The following is a 19,118-nucleotide window of genomic DNA, read 5'->3' as shown; positions in this document are numbered from 1 at the left end:
GCACGGATACCCGGCTGACCGGGGTTATTCCTGCGATTCCACCCGTCCGTGTCGGGGGCGACGGCCGTCCGCGCACCGGCCGCCCGGCGCAGGTGGGAGACAACCGGACGGCAGGGGCGGAAACGGCAGTGGCGCCCGCCGGAAGATCCGGCGGGCGCCACTGTCAGTCGTACCGGGGAGGGTCAGCGACGGCTCTCGCCGCTGCCGATCTCCTCCCGCTCCGGCCGGGCCTCGACCGGCGGGTGCCCCGGCGAGACCGGCGCCTCGGCCGGCTTCTCGATCGGGTAGAAGAAGCCCCGGATCGCCGGGCCGAGGGCACCGAGCCGGTTCATCTTCTTCGGCACCACCCAGCCGACGTAGTCCAGCGCCGGCGGGTGACCGTCGTGGCCCTCGGCCGAGGTGAGCGGCTGGTGGACCTCGACGAACCGGCCGTCGGGCAGCCGCTTGATGATGCCGGTCTCCACGCCGTGGGCCAGCACCTCCCGGTCGTGCTGCTGCAGACCCAGGCAGATCCGGTACGTGATGTAGTACGCGATCGGCGGGAGGATCAGCAGGCCGATCCGGCCGCCCCAGGTCATCGCGTTCAGGCTGATGTGGAACTTGTCCGCGATGACGTCGTTGGCGCCGGAGAGGGTCAGCACGACGTAGAAGGCGAGCGCCATGGCGCCCACGGCGGTCCGGGCCGGAACGTCCCGGGGCCGCTGGAGCAGGTTGTGGTGCTTGTAGTCCTTGAGGCGGCGCGCCTCCAGGAACGGGTACATCGTCGACAGGCCGACCAGGATTCCGGGCAGCACCACCGTGGGCCAGAACAACGGTGGAATGACGTACCCGTTGCCGATCGGGATGTGGATCTCCCAGCCCGGCATGAGGCGGGTCGAGCCGTCGAGGAACATGACGTACCAGTCGGGCTGGCTGGCCGCCGAGACCACCCACGCCTCGTACGGGCCGAACAGCCAGATCGGGTTGATCTGGAACAGGCCACCCATCAGCGCGATCACGCCGAAGACGACCATGAAGAAGCCGCCCTGCTTGAGCGCGTAGCGCGGGAACATCCGCTCGCCGACCACGTTGGAGTTGGTCCGGCCGGGGCCGGGCCACTGGGTGTGCTTCTGCTTGAACACCAGGCCGAGGTGCACGCTGATCAGCGCCACCAGCAGGCCCGGGACGAGCAGCACGTGGGCGATGAAGAAGCGGCTGATGATGATGGTGCCGGGGAACTCCCCGCCGAAGATCGACGAGCTGACCCAGGAACCGATCACCGGGATCGACAGGATGATCGCGGAGGCGATCCGCAGACCGGTGCCGGACAGGCCGTCGTCCGGCAGCGAGTAGCCGGTGAAGCCGGCCAGGAAGCCGACCCAGAACAGCAGCGAGCCGATGATCCAGTTGGTCTCACGCGGCTTGCGGAACGCGCCGGTGAAGAAGACCCGCAGCATGTGGACCACGATCGCGGCCATGAACAGCAGGGCCGACCAGTGGTGCATCTGCCGCATGATCAGACCACCACGGACATCGAACGAGATGTCCAGGCTGGAGGCGTAGGCGGCCGACATCGGGGTGCCCCGCAGCGGCGCGTAGCTGCCGTTGTAGATGACCTCGGTCATCGCCGGCTCGAAGAAGAACGTCAGGAAGACGCCGGTGAGCAGCAGCACGATGAACGAGAACAGCGCGATCTCGCCGAGCAGGAACGACCAGTGGTCGGGGAAGACCTTGTTCAGCAGCTTGCGCAGGGGCGTGGCCACCTGGAAGCGGTCGTCCACCGCCCGCGCGCTCTTGGCCGGCAGCGCGGCCGCATCAAACTTTCGGCGCTTCATGGCCGCTCCCAGAAGTCGGGACCGATGGTCTCGGTGTAGTCGGACTTCGCCACGAAGAAGCCCTCCTCGTCCACCTCGATCGGCAGCTGCGGCAGCGGCCGGTTCGCCGGGCCGAAGATCGGCTTGGCGTTGTCGGTGATGAGGAACTGCGACTGGTGGCAGGGGCAGAGCAGGCGGTTGGTCTGCTGCTCGTAGAGGCTGGCCGGGCAGCCGGCGTGCGTGCAGATCTTGGAGAACGCGACGTAGTTGCCCCACATGTAGTCGCCGTGGCCCTTGCGCTCGTTCGCGGCGCGCGACTTCTGCGCGTCGTCCTCCCGCAGGTGGATGAGCAGGGTGGGCGAGTCGGCGTGCAGGTTGCTGACGCCGCCGTCGATGCCCGGGAACACGGTGAGCTGGCCGCCGACGCTGACGTCGGCCGGGCGGATCGGGCGGCCGTCCTCACGGATGAGCCGGATCTTCTTGCCGCCCTCGGCCGGCTGGAAGCCGGTGGTGAACATCTGGTTGTTCTTGTGCGGCTGCTCGATCAGGCCACCGATCAGCGGGGCCGCGGCCACCGCGCCCACCGGCGCGAGGCCGGCGAGCAGCGAGATGCCGAGCAGCGGCCGGCGGCGTACGCCCATCTCGTCGGCCAGGTAGAGCATGGTCTCACCGGTGATCTTGCGACCTTCCGGGTCCTCGGCCTGGTCGTGCCGGTCCTGGATCGAGACCTCCTTGGGCAGCAGCTTCTTGCCCCAGGTCAGGATGCCGAAGCCGATGCCCAGCAGTGCCAGGCCCAGCGTCACGCCGAGCAGCGGCGTGTAGAGCTTGTCGCCACCGGTACCCGGCTCCCACTGCCACGGCCACCAGATGTAGACCACCAGGAAGGCGGTCGCGAAGACGCCGGTCAGCAGGAACATCAGGGCGACCGTACGGGTCAGCCGGCGCTCGGCCTTGCTGCCCGGGACCGCCTGCGGCTCGTAGTGGACGATCTCGATGTCGTCCCGACGCGCGCCCTCCTGGACGATGTCGAACCGGGAGAGCCGGGGGTCGTTCACGTCGAGCGGCTCCGGGCCCTGCTGGGCCTGGTGCTCGGTGTGGGTGCTCATGCCGTCACCTCGCTACGGGTGACGCCGGGGGTCGGCGCCACAGCACTGGAAGCATTGATCCGTCCGGTCACGACTTGCCCGCGATCCACAGGCTCGCGAAGACCAGCGCGACGATGCCGACCAGGAAGATCGCGAGACCCTCGGTCGACGGGCCGTAGCGGCCCAGGTTGAAGCCGCCCGGGTCGCCGTCGTGCTTCAGCGTCTCCTGGATGTAGGCGATGATGTCCGCCTTCTCCTCGGGCGTGATCTGGTTGTCGCCGAACACCGGCATGTTCTGCGGGCCGCTCAGCATCGCGGCGTAGATCTGCCGGTCGCTGGCCGGTGCCAGGCTCGGCGCGTACTTGCCGGAGGACAGCGCGCCGCCGCCGCCGCTGAAGGCGTGGCACTGCGAGCAGTTGATCCGGAACAGCTCACCACCGGTGGACAGGTTGGCGCCCTCACGCAGGTCCCCGTTGGGCACCTCCGGGCCGCCGCCGAGCTCCTGGATGTACTGCCCGAGCTGGCGCACCTGCTCGTCGGTGAACTGCGGCGGCTTGCGCATGGCCTGGGCCTCCTGCCGGGCCATCGGCATGCGACCGCTGCTGACCTGGAACTCGACCGAGGCCGCTCCGACGCCGATCAGGCTCGGACCACGGCCCTCGACGCCCTGGGCGTTGCGACCGTGACAGGTCACACAGCTCACGTCGAACAGCGCCTTGCCCTCGTTGCCTGCGGCGGTCAACGGAGGGTTGTCCTGCGCCTGCACGCCGGGGGCGAAGACGGTGTAGGCACCGCCGGCCAGCATCAGCGCGGCGAACAGCCGGACCGCGGCGCCCAGCCGGCGGCGGCCCCTGCTGCGCACTACGGGCCGCCCGCGCAGCCGCGCGAGCAGACCGCGTCGGCGGTCGTTGTCAGAAGTCATGACCTGTGTCCTTAACCGGTTGGACCTTGTCTCAGGGGACGGAGCAGCGGCGCGGTTCGTGACGCGCCAAGATCACTGGAGCCAGTAGATCATGGCGTAGAGCGCGATCCACACGACGTCCACGAAGTGCCAGTAGTAGGACACGACGATCGCCGAGGTCGCCTGGGCGGGGGTGAACCGGCCCATCGTGGTACGGATCATGAAGATCACGAAGGCGATGAGACCGCCGGTCACGTGCAGACCGTGGAAGCCGGTGGTGAGGTAGAACATCGACCCGTAACCGTCTTCGTTGATCTTCACGCCCTCGTGCACCAGGGTCCGGTACTCGTTCAGCTGACCGAGCACGAAGATCAGACCCATCACGAAGGTGATCGTGAACCACCGGCGCAGAGCGTGGACGTCGCCGCGCTCGGCCGCGAACACGCCGATCTGGCAGGTGATCGAGGAGAGCACCAGGATCACCGTGAACGTGGTCGCGTACGGGATGTTCAGCACCTCGGTGTGCTTCTCCCACTGCTCCGGCGCAGCCGCGCGGATGGAGAAGTACATCGCGAACAGCGCCGCGAAGAACATGAGTTCGCTGGAGAGCCACACGATCGTCCCGACGCTGACCATGTTGGGTCGGGTCAGGGAGTGGATCCGGCTCTTGTCAATGGCTGGGGCCGCAGTCACGCGGTCATTATTGCCCCTGACCGGGACCGACGATCAGCGGGGTGCCAAACCGAGCCCTTCCGTGGCCCGATAGTGGAGGTCCGCTTCGCCTGACCTACCCTGAAAAGCGTGCTGCACGTCGATCAGATCCGCGCCGTCACCTCGGCTGTTCCGGCGACGCTGGCGGCGGGAGGCGAAGGCGCCCCGCCGCCGTTCACCGTGGCCCGGGTCCTCACCGAGACCCGGCTGGACAGCTGGCTCACGCTGGGCATCGTCCTGGCCGCCGGCCTCTACCTCTACGGGGTGCACCGGCTGCGGCTGCGCGGCGACCGCTGGCCGGTCATCCGTACCGTGTCGTTCCTCGGCCCCGGCCTCGGCGGAATCGCCCTGGTCACGCTCACCGGGCTCGGCGCGTACGACACCGCCCTGCTCTCGGTGCACATGGTGCAGCACATGGTGCTGTCGATGATCGCGCCGATCTTCCTGGCGCTCGGCGCGCCGGTGACGCTGGCGCTGCGCACGCTGCCGGTACGCCCGCGCAAGCGGCTGCTCGCGATCGTGCACAGCAAGGTGATCCGGATCTACAGCTTCCCGCTTGTGGCGTTCGCCATCTTCGTGGTGAACCCGTTCGCGCTGTACTTCACCGACCTCTACGAGTTCACGCTGCGCCACGAGTGGGCGCACGAGCTGGTCCACGCGCACTTCATCGCCACCGGCTGCGTCTTCTTCTGGCCACTGCTCGGCCTGGACCCGCTGCCCGGCCGCTGGCCGTACCCGGGACGCGCGCTGCTCATGCTGCTCTCGGTGCCGTTCCACACCGTCCTCGGCCTGACCATCATGCAGAGCACCACGCTGTTCGGCGGCGACTGGTACCCGTCGCTGAACCTGTCCTGGTCCGACCCCTGGAACGACCAGGTGGTGGCCGGCGGCATCCTGTGGGCCGGCGGCGAGTTCGTCAGCGTCACCATGCTCGCCGTCCTGGTCGTCCAGTGGGTCAAACAGTCCGAGCGCGAGGCCCGCCGGCTCGACCGCGAGCTGGACCGCCAGGAGGCCCGCGAGCGCGCCGCGGAGGCGAGCGCCTGAGGCCCGTTCCGGGGTACGCCCCGAGCGCGCCCGGGCGGGGCGACAGGCCGGATGTGACGCCCGCTACGATCAGCGGGCAGCTACGAGGTGGGAGCCACGTCACGATGAGCGATCGTCTTTGCACCGTCCTGCTCTACAGCGACGACCCGAAGGTCCGCGACCGCATGCGGCTCGCCGTGGGCACCCGGCCGGCGCCCGGCATCGAGATCGAGTTCGTCGAGGCCGACGAGTACAACGCCTGCATCCGGCTGGTCGACGACTACGAGATCGACCTGATGCTGCTCGACGGCGAGGCGAGCCCCGGCGGCGGCATCGGCATCGCCCGCCAGATCAAGGACGACCGGGACGACGCGCCCCCGACCTGCGTGGTGCTCGCCCGCGCCGCCGACCGCTGGCTGGCCGCGTACGCCGAGGTCGACGCCACGCTGACCCACCCGCTGGACCCGGTGGTCGCCGGCAGCACCGTAGCGGAGCTCCTGCGCCGCACCCACGCCGCGGCCTGATCCCCCGGCCTTCGCGCGTCACGGCGACGCGGCCGTGGCGCGCCCCAACCGCTTTCCTCACGCCGCTCGGGAGGCCCGCCATGGGCGAACGGACCTGGCCGCTTCTGCTCAACGCGCTGCTGCGCGGCGAGGAGCTCTCCACCGCCGACACCGCGTGGGCGATGGGCGAGATCATGGCCGGCTCGGCCACCCCGGCGCAGATCGCCGGGTTCGCCGTGGCGCTGCGCACCAAGGGTGAGACCCCCGCCGAGCTGGGCGGCCTCGTCGAGGCCATGCTGACCCGCGCGGTGCCGGTGCACCTGCCCGAGGACGTACGCACGACCGCGCTGGACGTGGTCGGCACCGGCGGCGACCTCGCCCACACGGTGAACATCTCCACCATGGCGGCGCTGGTGGTCGCCGGGGCCGGGGTCCGCGTGGTCAAGCACGGCAACCGGGCCGCCTCCTCCTCCTGCGGCACCGCCGACGTGCTGGAGCAGCTCGGCGTACCCCTCGATCTGGCGCCCGAGCAGGTCGCCCGCTGCGTCACCGAGGCCGGTATCGGCTTCTGCTTCGCCGCCCGCTTCCACCCCGGCATGCGCCACACCGGCCCGGTCCGGCGCGAGATCGGCGTACCCACCGCGTTCAACTTCCTCGGCCCGCTGACCAACCCGGCGCGGCCCCGCGCGGGCGCGGTGGGCTGCTTCGACAAGCGGATGGCCCCGGTGATGGCCGCCGTGTTCGCGGCCCGGGGCGACTCCGCGATCGTGGTACGCGGCGAGGACGGCCTGGACGAGTTCAGCACCGGCGCGCCCACCCGGGTCTGGGTGGCGCAGCAGGGCACCGTCACGGAGTCCGTGCTGGACGCGACGGAGCTCGGCGTACCCCGGGCCACCCTGGCCGACCTGCGCGGCGGGGACGCGGTCTACAACGCCGACGTGGTCCGCCGGCTACTCGCCGGTGAGACCGGCCCGGTGCGGGACGCGGTACTGGTCAACGCCGCTGTGGCGCTGGCCACCCAGGGCCCGCTCGACGGCGACCTGTACGAGGTGCTGCGGGCCAACCTGGACCGGGCCGCCGAGGCGGTCGACTCGGGTGCCGCCGCGGCCGCGCTGGAGCGCTGGCTCGAGGTGGCGCGCGCCGCCTGACCGCGGCCTGGGACGGGTGTTGTCGTACCCGCGTGCCAAACTACACGGGAGTTATTCTCCGTTTTCGGTCTATCAGTTTTCGGTCTATCAGTTTTCGGTCTTCGGTCCGCCGGCCGGCGCCTCCCGCCTCGGCCGGTGCCCGGAGCGAGAGGAGCCACCCGTGTCTGACCGCGAGCTGCACTGTGACACCTGCGAGGGCGTCGTGCTGTTCGAGGCGCCGCCGTGCGGCGACGGGCACGGCGCCGACTGCCCGGAGCTGATCTGCACCGGTTGCGGCGCTGCCGTGGTGATCGCCACGTTCGCCTTCCGCGAGACCCGCCTGTCCGGCCGCCGCGCCCGCCCTTCTCACCCCCAGGCCGCCTGACCGCCGCTCCCTTCCGGCACCCGCCTTCGCCCTTCCGCGCCGCACCCTTCCCGCGCCGCGCCGCACCGCGCTCTTTCCGAGCCGCGTCGTTCACGCGCCGGGCCATTCCTGCGTGCTACGCCTCCCGTGTGCCGCACACCTTCCGCGCCGCAGCCCTTTGTGCACCTTCCGCGCACCGCGCCGGACCGCCGACACCGCCAACTTCATGATCGACGGGGCAAGCCCCGGGGCGAGGCGGAAGCCGGAGCGAGCGCGGAAGGGCGGGACGGCGGGAGGGCGGGAAGGCGCGGGCGGGGGAACGCCGCAGGCCCGCCACCCCCGGGGAGGGGGTGGCGGGCCTGCGGGGTGCTTCGGGTCAGTGCTCGGCGGTACGGCGGGTGCCCGAGTAGTACTCGAACAGCAGCCCGCAGGTGGCGAACACGACCGCCACCAGGCCCAGCCCCAGCAGCCAGAACTGCCAGAACACCAGGCCGAGACCGGCGATCGCGGCGGCCAGCGCCAGACCGAACGGCCAGTAGCTGCCCGGGCTGAAGAAGCCGACCTCACCGGCGCCGTCGGCGATCTCGCCGTCCGGCCGGTCCTCGGGACGCAGGTCGATACGGCGGGAGACGAACCAGAAGAAGCCGCCGCACATCGCGCAGAGCAGGAAGGACAGCAGCAGCGCCACAGTGCCGATCCACTCGATGCGACCGTCGCTGTCGGCGTACGTCCAGGCGCCGTAGAGGATCGTCGCGCCGAGGAGGAACGTGGCGATGGTCAGGAAGATCTTCCACTCGGTCTTCATGCCGGACCCCTCAGCTTCCCGCGCCGGCCGTCGCGTCGGACGGGTTGAAGTTGTTCACGTCGCGCCGGGTGTCGAACGGCTTGGTCTCGGTGGCGTACTCCGGCTCGCCGATCTCGCCGAGCGCCTCCTGGGTCGACTTGCCGGCCTTCTTGGCCGCCAGGAACTGGTCGTACTTCTCCGGCGAGACGACCCGCAGCTCGAAGTTCATGAAGGCGTGGTAGCTGCCGCACAGCTCGGCGCAGCGGCCGACGAACGCGCCCTCCTGGTCGATGCTGGAGACCTCGAACGTGTTGCGCACGTTGCCCGGCATGACGTCCCGCTTGAACAGCAGCTCCGGCACCCAGAACGAGTGGATGACGTCGCGGCTGGTCTCCTCGAACCGGATCGAGCGGCCGCTGGGCAGCACCAGCACCGGGATGACCTCGCTGGTGCCGAGCACCGAGGCGACGGTGTTGGCGTCGCGGCCCTGGCCGTCGCGGTAGTTGAACTGCCAGTTCCACTTGAACGCCACGACCTCGACGGTGACGTCCGGGTTCTTCGACTCCTTCACCACGTCGGTCTGCACGACCGCCGTGTAGTAGAAGAGCACGGAGACCACGAGGATCGGCGCGATGGTGTAGAGGAACTCCATCGGCAGGTTGTAGCGGGTCTGCACCGGCAGCTCGTTGCCGCGCTTGCGGTAGCGGACCACGCACCAGAAGATCAGGCCCCACACGAACACACCGACGGCGAGCGCCGCGATGCAGGACGCGATCCACAGGTCGTACATGCGGTGCGACTCGGGCGTGATGCCGCCCTGCGGCCAGCCGAACCCGCCGAACGCTTTGCCGACGTCACAGCCGGTGAGCGAGACCAGCAGCGCCGCCGCGCCGAGACCGAGCCCGGCGATTCGACCAGCACCACGCCGCCGGCGTCCACCGGCCCCCGGGGAAGCGCTGTGCCGTACGGCCGAGCGCCGTACCTCCGAACTCCTTGCGACCACCTGGTCCTGCCTCCCTAGCGCGCCGCGGCGGTTGTTCTCCTTGACACCGACGGCAAAGGCGTCACCGACGGTCGCAGATTACTCGACCATGACCGGCCAGGCCGTCTTGGGGTCGCTGTCCACCCCCATCGGGGGGATCTTGGGCGTAACCGGGCGATAGCGTGGAGCGTCATGAGCGTCTCCCCGGTCTACCTCGACGCCGCCAGCGCGGCGCCGCTGCATCCGGTCGCGCGGCAGGCGATGCTGGCCGCCCTGGACGACGGCTGGGCCGACCCGGCCCGGCTGTACGCGCCGGCCCGCCGGGCCCGCCAGCTTCTCGACGCCGCGCGGGAGGCGGCCGCGCAGACGCTCGGCGTCCGCGCCGACGAGCTGTCCTTCACCCCAAGCGGTACGACGGCAGCGCACGCCGCCGTGCTCGGTGGCCTGGCCGGGCGGCGGCGGGCCGGGGCGACGCTGGTGCACTCGGCGATCGAGCACTCGGCGGTGCTGCACGCCGCGCAGCGGCACACCGCAGGTGGCGGCGCGGCGGTGTCCGTACCCGTGGACCGGCTTGGCCGGCTGGACCTGGACGCCTGGGCGGCGGCGGTGGCCGCGCCCGGCGTGGCCCTCGCGGCGCTGATCGGGGCCAGTCACGAGGTGGGCACGGTGCAGCCGGTGCCCGCGGCGGCGGAGCTGTGCGCCGAGGCGGGCGTGCCGCTGTACGTGGACGCGGCGCAGCTGGCCGGCCGGGCGCCGCTGCCGTCGGGCTGGTCGGTGCTGACCGCCAGCGCGCACAAGTGGGGCGGGCCGCCCGGCGTCGGGCTGCTCGTGGTGCGCAAGGGCACCCGCTGGGAGTCGCCGTACCCGGCCGACGAGCGGGAGTCGGGGCGTACCCCCGGGGTGGTGAACCTGCCGGCGGTGGTCGCGGCGGCGGCGAGCCTGCGCGCGGCGGCGGCCGACGCGGCGGCGGAGGCGGCCCGGCTGGGTCCGCTGGTGGACCGGATCCGGGCGCGGGTGGCGGCCGAGGTGCCGGACGTGGAGGTGGTCGGCGACCCGGTGGACCGGTTGCCGCACCTGGTGACGTTCTCCTGCCTGTACGTCGACGGCGAGGCGCTGCTGCACGCGCTGGACCGGCGCGGGTTCGCGGTGTCCTCCGGCTCGTCGTGCACGTCGTCGACGTTGCGTCCGTCACACGTGCTGGAGGCGATGGGGGTGCTGTCGCACGGCAACGTGCGGGTGTCGCTGCACCGGGAGACCACCGAGGCGGACGTGGAGCGGTTCCTGGCCGAGCTGCCCGGGATCGTGGCGGACCTGCGGGCCGAGGCGGGGGTGACGGACCTGTGAGCGAGCCGGACGAGGTGCTGGACTGCCGGGGGCAGCGCTGCCCGCTACCAGTGATCAATCTCGCCCGGCTGGTGCCCGGCCTGCCGGCCGGTGCGGTGGTGCGGGTGCTGGCCGACGACCCGGCCGCGGCGGTGGACATCCCGGCCTGGTGCCGGATGCGTGGCCACGAGTTCCTGGCCGAGCGCCCGGGGCCCGCCTACGACGTCCGGGTGAGCGGCTAGCGCAGGTAGGCGAGGATGCCGGGCAGCGGGTCGGCCGCCACGGCGGTGTCGACCACCAGGCGCGGGCCGATCAGCGGCTCGTACTCGGCCCGGCGGCGCAGCGTCTGCTCCCAGGTGCCGTGCTCCTCGGGCGGGCGGGCCTCGACCCGGCGGCGGTGCTCCGCCTCGTCGCCGCAGTGCACCTCGATCACCCGCAGCGGCACGCCGGCCCGTTCGGCCACGTCGTGCCAGAGGCCCCGGGCGCTGGCGACCGGGTTCACCGCGTCGACGACCACGCTGAGCCCGAGGCCGAGCTGCACCTCGGCCAGCCCGGCGACCGCGCCGTAGGCGGCCATGCCGGGTACGTCGCCGGTGAGGCCGTAGCGGTGCAGGGCCCGCTCGACCGGGTCGACCGGCAGGACCGGGGCGCGCAGAGCGGCACCGACGCGGGCGGCGAGCGTGGTCTTGCCCACGCCCGGCAGCCCGGCGAACGCGACGAGCACCGGACCGCCGGAGCCGGGGCGGACCTCCGGGTCCACCCCACCGGCCGGGGCGGTCACAGCAGGTGCGGCCGGACGTCCTCGGCGGCCGCGTCACCGTACGACTCGGCGAGTCGCTTCACGAACAGGTCGCGGCGGACCTCGTACTCCTGGCCGCCGAAGTTCTCCAGCACGAGCGTGGCCAGCAGGCAGCCGACCTGGGCCGCCCGCTCCAGGCCGACGCCCCAGTCGAGCGCGGCGAAGAAACCGGCCCGGAAGCCGTCGCCGACACCGGTCGGGTCGACCGCCTGGATCTCCCGCGCGATCGGCACCCGGATCGTGCCGATCTCCCGGCCGACGATCTCGACGCCCTGCTTGCCCAGCGTGGTGACCCGCACCTTGACGCGGTCGAGCAGCTGCTCGTCGGTGAGGCCGGCCTTGCTCTGCAGCAGCGACTTCTCGTACTCGTTGGTCATCAGGTAGTCGGCGCCGTCGACCAGGCCGAGCACGTCCTCGCCGTCCATCCGGGCGAGCTGCTGCGACGGGTCGGCGACGAAGGAGTAGCCGCGGTCCCGGCACTCCCCGGAGTGCCTGATCATCGCGGCCGGGTCGTTGGCGCTGACCAGCACCAGGTCCAGCCCGCCGAGGCGCTGCGCCACCGGGGCCAGCTCGATGTTGCGGGCCTCGCTCATCGCCCCGGCGTAGAACGAGGCGATCTGGCACATGTCGGTGTCGGTGGTGCAGACGAAGCGTGCCGTGTGGGCGACCTCGCTGACGTGCACCGAGTCGCAGTCGACGCCGTGGCGCTCCAGCCAGGAGCGGTAGTCGGCGAAGTCGGCGCCGACCGCGCCGAGCAGCACCGGGCGCAGCCCGAGCTGGGCCATGCCGAAGGCGATGTTCGCCGCGGTGCCGCCGCGCCGGAGCACCAGTTCGTCGACGAGGAAGGACAGCGAGACCTTGTCGAGCTGGTCGGCGATGAGCTGGTCCGCGAAGCGGCCGGGGAAACTCATCAGGTGGTCGGTCGCGATCGAGCCGGTCACGGCGATCTTCATGTCAACCCTCGGGGTCGGGAGCACGGCGCGGTCAGCCTACCGGCCCCCGGACCGGCCGGACGGCGGTCGGTCGCCAACCGGTCGATCGGCGCACATCCGGGCGTCACACCCCGGGGTACGACGAAGCGGCGGGCCGCCCCACTCGGGGCGACCCGCCGCTTCCGGTCGGTCCGTCGACTCAGCTGAAGGAGTCGCCGCAGGCGCAGGAGCTGCCCGCGTTGGGGTTGTCGATGGTGAAGCCCTGGGCGTCGATGCGGTCGGCGAAGTCGATGGTGGCGCCGGCCAGGTAGGGGGCGCTCATCCGGTCGACGACGACCTCGACACCGTCGTAGTCGGTGACGACGTCACCGTCGAGCGAGCGCTCGTCGAAGAACAGCTGGTACCGCAGGCCGGAGCAGCCACCCGGCTGCACGGCGACCCGGAGCCGCAGGTCGTCGCGGCCCTCCTGCTCGATCAGGGCCTTGACCTTCTGCGCCGCGACGTCGGTGAGGACGACGGTGCTGGGGGCCTTGGCCTCGGTCGACTCGGTCTGCGCTGGCGTGGTCACGTGGAAGTCTCCCTGCGCGGTATGAGGTCCGGACGTCCTGGCCAACGCCGCACGTCCGCCAGTGATTCCCGGTGTGGTCCGTCTTTCGATCGTACGCCGCCTCCGGCGTCACCACCCGGCGGCGTGACCAGCGGAACCGGTCAGCGGCTCCACTGCCGCGCCAGGCGGGCGCCGAGCGCGCGCAGCCCTTCGGCCGGACGGGTCATCGCCGCGTCCACTCCCCCGTGCTCCTCGCCGCCGAAGTGCTCGACCAGGCTGTGCGCCTCGGTGACACCGGCCGCTGCCGCCTCCCGCCGCCCGGTGCTCACCCGTCCCGCCAGCACCACGCAGGGCACGCCCCGGTCCCGGGCCGCCCCGGCCACGCCGGCGACCACCTTGCCGCGCAGCGACTGGTGGTCGAACGAGCCCTCACCGGTGATCACCAGGTCGGCCGCGTCGAGCGCGGCGTCCAGCCTCACCGCGCGGGTGACCAGCCCGATGCCGGACTCGCACCGGCCGCCGAGCGCCAGCACCGCCGCGCCGAGCCCACCTGCGGCGCCGCCGCCGGGCAGCGCGCCCAGCCCGGGCGGGCAGCCGGGCAGCAGCTCCGTCAGCACCTCCGCCCAGCGGGTCAGCGCGGCGTCCAGCAGCAGCACGTCGGCCCGGTCGGCGCCCTTCTGCGGGCCGAAGACGCTGCTCGCGCCGTGTAGCCCGAGCAGCGGGTTGTCCACGTCGGTGGCGGCGACGAGCGTCGCGCCGCGCAGCCGGGGCTCCCCGTCGAGCGCGGCCACCCCGGCGAGCGCCGCGCCGCCGTACGGCAGGGCCCGGCCGGCGCCGTCCAGCGGCGTGACACCCAGCGGGACGAGCATCCCGGCGCCGCCGTCGTTGGTGGCCGAGCCGCCCAGCCCCACCACCACGGTCCGCGCGCCCGCCTCGACCGCGGCGGCCACGAGCAGCCCCAGCCCGTACGAGGTGGTCGCCTTCGGGTCGCGTTCGGCGGCGGTGAGCAGGTGCAGCCCGCACGCCTGCGCGCTCTCCAGGTACGCGGTGCCGTCGTCGGTGAGCAGGATCTCACCGGCGGCCGGGCGGCCCAGCGGATCGACCGTGGGCACCGGCACCCGGCGCCCGCCCAGCGCCCCGGCGAGCACGTCGACGAACCCCGGCCCGCCGTCGGCGAGGGGCCGGACCAGCAGCTCGTCGCCGGGGGCGACGTCACGCCAGCCGTCGGCCACCGCGGCGGCCACCTCGGGGGCCGGCAGCGTGCCGGCGAACTTGTCCGGACAGAGCAGCACGCGCATGCGCAGCAGTGTGGCAGGCCACATCGGGGACGGCTGCGCCGTGGTCGCGCTGTGGGACCATGGGGGCGTGACTTCGACCTGGGTTGAGCCGTCCAACACCGCCACGGCGCTGCTGCTCCTCGGCCGCGGCAGCGACCCCGCCACCGAGCGTGGCGTGGAGTGTCCGGGTGATCTCCCCGCGCCGAGCGACCCCGACCTGGTGGCCCGCGCCGCCGCCGCGAAGGCCGCGCTCGGCACGAAGGTGTTCGTCCTGGGCCACCACTACCAGCGCGACGAGGTGATCCAGTTCGCCGACGTGACGGGCGACTCGTTCAAGCTGGCCCGGGAGGCGGCGGCCCGCCCGGACGCGGAGTACATCGTCTTCTGCGGCGTGCACTTCATGGCCGAGAGCGCGGACATCCTCACCTCGGACGCGCAGAAGGTGATCCTGCCCGACCTCGCCGCCGGCTGCTCGATGGCCGACATGGCGGTGCTGTCGCAGGTCGAGGCCGCGTGGGACACGCTCACCGACCTGGGCATCGCGGCCGAGACCGTGCCGGTGACGTACATGAACTCCTCGGCCGACATCAAGGGCTTCGTCGGCCGCAACGGCGGTGTGGTCTGCACCTCGTCGAACGCCAAGCGGGCCCTGGACTGGGCCTTCGAGCAGGGCCGCAAGGTGCTGTTCCTGCCCGACCAGCACCTCGGCCGCAACACCGCGGTGCTGGAGATGGGCTTCTCGCTCGACGACTGCGTGCTCTTCGACCCGCACAAGCCGAGCGGCGGGCTGACCCCGGAGCAGCTGCGCGACGCGAAGATGATCCTGTGGCGGGGGCACTGCTCGGTGCACGGCCGCTTCACGCTCGACAGCGTCGACGACGTACGCGAGCGGGTGCCGGGCGTGAACGTGCTGGTGCACCCGGAGTGCCGCCACGAGGTGGTGAACGCCGCCGACCTGGTCGGCTCGACCGAGTTCATCATCAAGACGATCGAGGCGGCCCCGGCCGGCTCGGCGTGGGCGGTGGGCACCGAGCTGAACCTGGTACGCCGGCTCGCGCTGGCCCACCCGGACAAGCAGATCATGTTCCTCGACCGGGCGGTCTGCTACTGCTCGACGATGAACCGGATCGACCTGCCGCACCTGGTCTGGGCGCTGGAGGAGCTGGTCGCCGGGCGTGTGGTCAACCAGATCACCGTCGACCCGGACACCGCCCGACACGCCCGGTCCGCGCTGGACCAGATGCTCGCCCTCCCGGGAGCCTGATCACCGTCGGTGACCCCGCTGGCACGGAAACGCACCGGACACCCCGGTTCGTGCCCTCGCTGGCGATGTGACCGATTCCATTCCCGTCACGGAGGGCTATGCTGCCGGGGCGACGACACACGCGGCCCGTTTTCCCATGACCGCGTTCCGGGTAGCGATGAACTTCGTGCACCCATCACTAGACACGGCAGCACCCAACGCGCTGGAGGTTGCGTTGACCGACGACGTCCTGGTCGTACACGGAGGCACTCCGCTTGAAGGGCGGATCCGCGTGCGCGGCGCGAAGAACCTGGTGTCCAAGGCGATGGTGGCCGCCCTGCTGGGCGACACACCCAGCCGGCTGTTCGACGTGCCGCGTATCCGTGACGTCGAGGTGGTCCGCGGTCTGCTCGGCCTGCACGGCGTCAAGGTCAGCGACGGCGACGAGGAGGGCGAGCTCGTCTTCGACCCCACCAACGTCGAGAGCGCCAGCACCGACCAGATCAACGTGCACGCCGGGTCCAGCCGGATCCCGATCCTGTTCTGCGGCCCGCTGCTGCACCGGCTCGGCCACGCCTTCATCCCCGACCTGGGCGGCTGCCACATCGGCCCGCGCCCGATCGACTTCCACCTCCAGGCGCTGCGCGAGTTCGGCGCAACGGTCGAGAAGACCCCGGAGGGGCTGCACCTGTCCGCGCCCAACGGGCTGCACGGCACGAAGTTCGCGCTGCCGTACCCGAGCGTGGGCGCCACCGAGCAGGTGCTGCTCACCGCGGTGATGGCCGAGGGCGTCACCGAGCTGCGCAACGCCGCGGTCGAGCCGGAGATCATCGACCTCATCTGCGTGCTGCAGAAGATGGGCGCGATCATCAAGGTGCACACCGACCGGGTGATCGAGATCCAGGGCGTCAAGAAGCTGCACGGCTACACGCACCGGCCGATCCCGGACCGGATCGAGGCGGCCAGCTGGGCGGCGGCGGCGCTGGCGACCCGTGGTCACGTCGAGGTGCTGGGCGCCCAGCAGGCCGACATGATGACCTTCCTGAACATCTTCCGGTCGGTCGGCGGCGAGTACGAGGTCACCGACCTGCGCCCGCCGCGCGGCGGCAGCCCGGGCCAGGAGGGCGGCATCCGGTTCTGGCACCCGGGCGGCGAGCTGAACGCGGTGGCGCTGGAGACCGACGTGCACCCCGGTTTCATGACCGACTGGCAGCAGCCGCTGGTGGTCGCGCTCACCCAGGCCCGGGGCCTGTCGATCGTCCACGAGACGGTCTACGAGCAGCGGCTCGGCTACACCGAGGCGCTGAACACGATGGGCGCCAACATCCAGGTCTACCGGGACTGCCTCGGCGGCACCCCGTGCCGCTTCGGCCGGCGCAACTTCAAGCACTCGGCGGTGATCGCCGGGCCGAGCAAGCTGCACGCGGCCGACCTGGTCATCCCGGACCTGCGGGCCGGGTTCAGCCACCTGATCGCGGCGCTCGCCGCCGAGGGCACCTCCCGGGTGTACGGCGTGGACCTGATCAACCGTGGCTACGAGGACTTCGAGGCCAAGCTGGCCGACCTCGGCGCGCACGTCGAGCGTCCCTGACCGTCCCGCTCACTCGTCCGGCCGCGCCCGGTGCACCCGTGATGTGCACCGGGCGCGGCCGGTTGGCTACCCTTGCCGCGTGCCGTCGCTGTTTCGCCGCAAGTCCGCCGACCTCGTCGAGGAGTCCGTCACCACTGTGACGACCGACGAGGAGTCCGCCGCCGCCCGCCCCCGGGGCTACACGCCCAGCAAGAAGGAACTCGGGCAGCTCACGCCGAAGCGCCCGGTCGCCGGTCGCCGGCCGACCGCGCCGGCCAAGCCGCTGACCAAGGAGGAGGCCCGCGCGCAGCGCCGCGCCGCCCGCGCCGAGGCCGCCGCCGAGTTCCGCCGCGAGGGCGGCCCGCGTGACCGGGGCCCGGAGCGGCTGCTGGCCCGCAACGTGGTCGACTCCCGGCGGACGATCGGCACCTGGTTCTTCGGCGGCGCGCTGATCGTGCTGTTCGGCTCCAACCAGGCCATGCCGCCGATCGTGCGGCTGCTGTCGAACGTGCTGTGGGGCGCGCTGGCGCTCGGCGTGCTGATCGACTCGGTGCTGATCTCCCGGAAGATCAAGCGGCTGGTCCGCGAGCGCTTCCCGAAGAGCACCGAGAAGCTCGGCTCGCTCTACTTCTACGCGATCATGCGGTCGATCACGTTCCGCCGGATGCGCGCGCCCGCGCCCCGGGTGAACATCGGCGACAAGGTCTGACCGGGGCGACCCGGACCGATCGGCCCCTCCCGCCCCTGCGGTGAGGGGCCGATGTCCTGCCGGGAGCGGCCCGGGCCGCCCGCGCGACGCCCCTGCGGGCCGCGCCGACGCCGCGCTCAGGCCACGCCGAGCAGGCGCAGCACCGCGGTGGTGGCCGCGGCCGCGACCACGACCAGCACGAACGGCGCCCGGCGCCAGGCCAGCAGCAGGCCGACGAGCACACCGGCGGGCCGGGCGTATCCGGCGAAACCGCCGGCCTCGGTGAGCGCCGCGGTGGCGGCGAGCGCGGCCAGCAACGTCGCGGCGCCGACGGGCAGCAGGTGGCGGGCCCACTCGGGCAGGTCGAGCCGGTCCCGCAACAGCACCCCGGCGACGCGGAAGCCGTAGGTGCCGGCGGCCAGCGCGAGGATCACGGCGATCAGCACGAGACCTCCCCGGCCCGCACACTCCGACCATCAGCCGCCACGTCCGGCACGGCGACCGGACCGCCGCCCGGTGCGGCGTCCGGGCCGGACGGCACGCCGGACCGGCCGGCGGACGCGGCGGGTGGGCCGGGCGGCGCGGCGGGTGGACCGGGCGACACGGCGGGCGGGCCGGGCGACACGGCGGGCGGGCCGGGCGACACGGCGGGCGGGCCGGGCGACACGGCGGGCGGGCCGGGCGACACGGCGGGCGGGCCGGGCGACACGGCGGGCGGGCCGGGCGACACGGCGGGCGGACGGCGGCGGGCCAGCAGGGGCAGGGCCAGCGCGGCGAGCGCGAGCAGCACCGGCAGCCCGGCCGGCAGCAGCGGGGTCGCCAGCACTGCCAGGCCGGCGCCGAGGAGCGCCACCCGGCGGGTCTCCCGGTCGCGCAGGCTGGGCAGCAGCAGGGCGGCCAGCCCGGCGGGGAACGCTGCGTCGAGTCCCAGGGCGGCCGGGTCGCCGGCCGCGCCGCCGGCGAGCACGCCGAGCGCGGTGCCGGCGTTCCAGGCCAGGAACAGCAGCACCCCGGCGAGCCAGAACGCCCGGCGCCGTTGCGGCCCGGCCGGGCGGGCCAGCGCGAACGCGGTCGCCTCGTCGGTCATCAGGTGGCTGCCGAGCAGCCGCTGCGCGCGCCGGGTGCCGAGCGCACCGCCGAGGGCCAGACCGAACGGCAGGTGCCGGGCGTTGAGCAGCAGGCCGGCGAGCACCGCCGCCAGCGGGTTGCCGGCCACGACGAGCCCGACGGCCATGAACTGGGCGCCGCCGGCGTAGACGAACGCGGACATGGCGAGCGTGGCCCACACGGGCAGACCGGCGGCCACCGCCACGGCGCCGAACGACGCGCCCACGGCGAGCATCGCCGCGCCGATGGCGGCGACGTCGCGGAGCGCCCGGGCGTCGCCCGTTCGGTATGCCGTACGCATGTCCATTATCCTGAACGGAGCACGCTGGTTCGTCAAACCGAACAAACCGACCGATGGA

At 72.5% G+C, this 19,118-nt stretch carries 21 protein-coding genes; 9 read left to right on the top strand and 12 right to left on the bottom strand.

Annotated features, from left to right (window positions below; translation table 11 throughout):
* Positions 1-182 precede the first annotated feature (182 nt).
* The 4 genes from ACN27C_RS17205 to ACN27C_RS17190 all read right to left on the bottom strand — a co-directional run bounded on the left by ACN27C_RS17205 (position 183) and on the right by ACN27C_RS17190 (position 4,472).
* On the bottom strand, positions 183-1,814 hold the full coding sequence (locus tag ACN27C_RS17205; protein WP_187690983.1) for a cytochrome b N-terminal domain-containing protein: 1,632 nt from the start codon (positions 1,812-1,814) through the stop codon (positions 183-185).
* Positions 1,811-2,899 carry a ubiquinol-cytochrome c reductase iron-sulfur subunit gene (locus ACN27C_RS17200; RefSeq protein ID WP_422746749.1) on the bottom strand — a complete coding sequence of 363 codons (1,089 nt, stop codon included), beginning with the start codon at positions 2,897-2,899 and terminating at the stop codon, positions 1,811-1,813. The genes ACN27C_RS17205 and ACN27C_RS17200 overlap by 4 nt, the downstream gene beginning before the upstream one ends.
* A gap of 67 nt (positions 2,900-2,966) precedes the next feature.
* Positions 2,967-3,800: a cytochrome c gene (locus ACN27C_RS17195; protein ID WP_091421029.1), complete on the bottom strand. Its 834-nt coding sequence runs from the start codon at positions 3,798-3,800 to the stop codon at positions 2,967-2,969.
* Between the two features lie 72 nt (positions 3,801-3,872).
* A complete protein-coding gene (locus tag ACN27C_RS17190; protein WP_120568759.1) occupies positions 3,873-4,472 on the bottom strand; it encodes a cytochrome c oxidase subunit 3 in 600 nt (199 codons plus the stop codon).
* Between the two features lie 108 nt (positions 4,473-4,580).
* Between ACN27C_RS17190 and ACN27C_RS17185 the strand changes: the two genes are divergently transcribed.
* From ACN27C_RS17185 to ACN27C_RS17170, 4 genes are all read left to right on the top strand, one after another.
* Complete coding sequence (locus ACN27C_RS17185) at positions 4,581-5,534, top strand: cytochrome c oxidase assembly protein (protein WP_091421037.1); 954 nt, start codon at positions 4,581-4,583, stop codon at positions 5,532-5,534.
* A gap of 104 nt (positions 5,535-5,638) precedes the next feature.
* A complete protein-coding gene (locus tag ACN27C_RS17180; RefSeq protein WP_091421042.1) occupies positions 5,639-6,037 on the top strand; it encodes a hypothetical protein in 399 nt (132 codons plus the stop codon).
* A gap of 80 nt (positions 6,038-6,117) precedes the next feature.
* Positions 6,118-7,164 (top strand): anthranilate phosphoribosyltransferase, encoded by a 1,047-nt coding sequence (trpD, locus tag ACN27C_RS17175; protein ID WP_120568757.1) that lies wholly within the window; start codon positions 6,118-6,120, stop codon positions 7,162-7,164.
* Between the two features lie 160 nt (positions 7,165-7,324).
* Positions 7,325-7,528, top strand: a complete 204-nt coding sequence (locus tag ACN27C_RS17170) for a hypothetical protein (protein WP_121683515.1) — start codon at positions 7,325-7,327, stop codon at positions 7,526-7,528.
* A 355-nt stretch (positions 7,529-7,883) separates the two neighbouring features.
* Here ACN27C_RS17170 and ACN27C_RS17165 read toward each other — a convergent pair whose 3' ends face one another.
* Entirely contained in the window at positions 7,884-8,312 is a 429-nt protein-coding gene (locus ACN27C_RS17165) for a cytochrome c oxidase subunit 4 (RefSeq protein ID WP_120568755.1), read from the bottom strand.
* 10 nt (positions 8,313-8,322) lie between these two features.
* Positions 8,323-9,294 carry a cytochrome c oxidase subunit II gene (gene coxB / locus ACN27C_RS17160; RefSeq protein ID WP_252454251.1) on the bottom strand — a complete coding sequence of 324 codons (972 nt, stop codon included), beginning with the start codon at positions 9,292-9,294 and terminating at the stop codon, positions 8,323-8,325.
* 171 nt (positions 9,295-9,465) lie between these two features.
* On the opposite strand from coxB, the gene ACN27C_RS17155 reads away from it, so the two are divergent.
* Complete coding sequence (locus tag ACN27C_RS17155) at positions 9,466-10,617, top strand: cysteine desulfurase family protein (protein WP_357797313.1); 1,152 nt, start codon at positions 9,466-9,468, stop codon at positions 10,615-10,617.
* The gene (locus ACN27C_RS17150) at positions 10,614-10,838 is read left to right on the top strand and encodes a sulfurtransferase TusA family protein (protein WP_121686073.1); all 225 of its coding nucleotides are present in this window, start codon (positions 10,614-10,616) and stop codon (positions 10,836-10,838) included. Before ACN27C_RS17155 ends, ACN27C_RS17150 begins: the two co-directional genes overlap by 4 nt.
* Here ACN27C_RS17150 and ACN27C_RS17145 read toward each other — a convergent pair.
* The 4 genes from ACN27C_RS17145 to ACN27C_RS17130 form a co-directional block, all read right to left on the bottom strand.
* On the bottom strand, positions 10,835-11,377 hold the full coding sequence (locus ACN27C_RS17145) for an AAA family ATPase (protein WP_120568751.1): 543 nt from the start codon (positions 11,375-11,377) through the stop codon (positions 10,835-10,837). The genes ACN27C_RS17150 and ACN27C_RS17145 overlap by 4 nt on opposite strands.
* On the bottom strand, positions 11,374-12,348 hold the full coding sequence (locus ACN27C_RS17140) for a carbohydrate kinase family protein (RefSeq protein WP_121686075.1): 975 nt from the start codon (positions 12,346-12,348) through the stop codon (positions 11,374-11,376). Before ACN27C_RS17140 ends, ACN27C_RS17145 begins: the two co-directional genes overlap by 4 nt.
* A gap of 178 nt (positions 12,349-12,526) precedes the next feature.
* Positions 12,527-12,895, bottom strand: coding sequence for an iron-sulfur cluster insertion protein ErpA (erpA, locus tag ACN27C_RS17135; RefSeq protein WP_120568749.1), 369 nt, complete (start codon positions 12,893-12,895; stop codon positions 12,527-12,529).
* Between the two features lie 140 nt (positions 12,896-13,035).
* The gene (locus tag ACN27C_RS17130) at positions 13,036-14,196 is read right to left on the bottom strand and encodes a glycerate kinase (RefSeq protein ID WP_364803555.1); all 1,161 of its coding nucleotides are present in this window, start codon (positions 14,194-14,196) and stop codon (positions 13,036-13,038) included.
* 43 nt (positions 14,197-14,239) lie between these two features.
* Here ACN27C_RS17130 and nadA point away from each other — a divergent pair, with 43 nt between their 5' ends.
* From nadA to ACN27C_RS17115, 3 genes are all read left to right on the top strand, one after another.
* Positions 14,240-15,415 (top strand): quinolinate synthase NadA, encoded by a 1,176-nt coding sequence (gene nadA / locus ACN27C_RS17125; protein ID WP_422746742.1) that lies wholly within the window; start codon positions 14,240-14,242, stop codon positions 15,413-15,415.
* 214 nt (positions 15,416-15,629) lie between these two features.
* A complete protein-coding gene (murA, locus tag ACN27C_RS17120; protein WP_120568748.1) occupies positions 15,630-16,985 on the top strand; it encodes a UDP-N-acetylglucosamine 1-carboxyvinyltransferase in 1,356 nt (451 codons plus the stop codon).
* A 79-nt stretch (positions 16,986-17,064) separates the two neighbouring features.
* Positions 17,065-17,673, top strand: coding sequence for a DUF3043 domain-containing protein (locus ACN27C_RS17115; protein WP_120568747.1), 609 nt, complete (start codon positions 17,065-17,067; stop codon positions 17,671-17,673).
* A 116-nt stretch (positions 17,674-17,789) separates the two neighbouring features.
* Here the strand turns inward: ACN27C_RS17115 and ACN27C_RS17110 are convergent, their stop codons facing one another.
* Together ACN27C_RS17110 and ACN27C_RS17105 are read right to left on the bottom strand one after the other, a co-directional pair.
* Positions 17,790-18,098, bottom strand: a complete 309-nt coding sequence (locus ACN27C_RS17110) for an AzlD domain-containing protein (RefSeq protein ID WP_091421090.1) — start codon at positions 18,096-18,098, stop codon at positions 17,790-17,792.
* Entirely contained in the window at positions 18,092-19,060 is a 969-nt protein-coding gene (locus tag ACN27C_RS17105; RefSeq protein WP_422746739.1) for an AzlC family ABC transporter permease, read from the bottom strand. Before ACN27C_RS17105 ends, ACN27C_RS17110 begins: the two co-directional genes overlap by 7 nt.
* Positions 19,061-19,118: the final 58 nt, after the last annotated feature.

This window comes from Micromonospora sp. WMMD1219 (genome assembly GCF_049315215.1).
GTDB lineage: Bacteria > Actinomycetota > Actinomycetes > Mycobacteriales > Micromonosporaceae > Micromonospora > Micromonospora tulbaghiae.
This window is presented reverse-complemented; position numbering and strand designations above follow the sequence as displayed.

Coding starts and splice junctions, on each gene's coding strand:
- ACN27C_RS17205 (WP_187690983.1), bottom strand. CDS start 1,814: ATGAAGCGCCGAAAGTTTGATGCGGCCGCGCTGCCGGCCAAGAGCGCG.
- ACN27C_RS17200 (WP_422746749.1), bottom strand. CDS start 2,899: ATGAGCACCCACACCGAGCACCAGGCCCAGCAGGGCCCGGAGCCGCTC.
- ACN27C_RS17195 (WP_091421029.1), bottom strand. CDS start 3,800: ATGACTTCTGACAACGACCGCCGACGCGGTCTGCTCGCGCGGCTGCGC.
- ACN27C_RS17180 (WP_091421042.1), top strand. CDS start 5,639: ATGAGCGATCGTCTTTGCACCGTCCTGCTCTACAGCGACGACCCGAAG.
- trpD (WP_120568757.1), top strand. CDS start 6,118: ATGGGCGAACGGACCTGGCCGCTTCTGCTCAACGCGCTGCTGCGCGGC.
- ACN27C_RS17165 (WP_120568755.1), bottom strand. CDS start 8,312: ATGAAGACCGAGTGGAAGATCTTCCTGACCATCGCCACGTTCCTCCTC.
- ACN27C_RS17155 (WP_357797313.1), top strand. CDS start 9,466: ATGAGCGTCTCCCCGGTCTACCTCGACGCCGCCAGCGCGGCGCCGCTG.
- ACN27C_RS17140 (WP_121686075.1), bottom strand. CDS start 12,348: ATGAAGATCGCCGTGACCGGCTCGATCGCGACCGACCACCTGATGAGT.
- ACN27C_RS17130 (WP_364803555.1), bottom strand. CDS start 14,196: ATGTGGCCTGCCACACTGCTGCGCATGCGCGTGCTGCTCTGTCCGGAC.
- ACN27C_RS17105 (WP_422746739.1), bottom strand. CDS start 19,060: ATGCGTACGGCATACCGAACGGGCGACGCCCGGGCGCTCCGCGACGTC.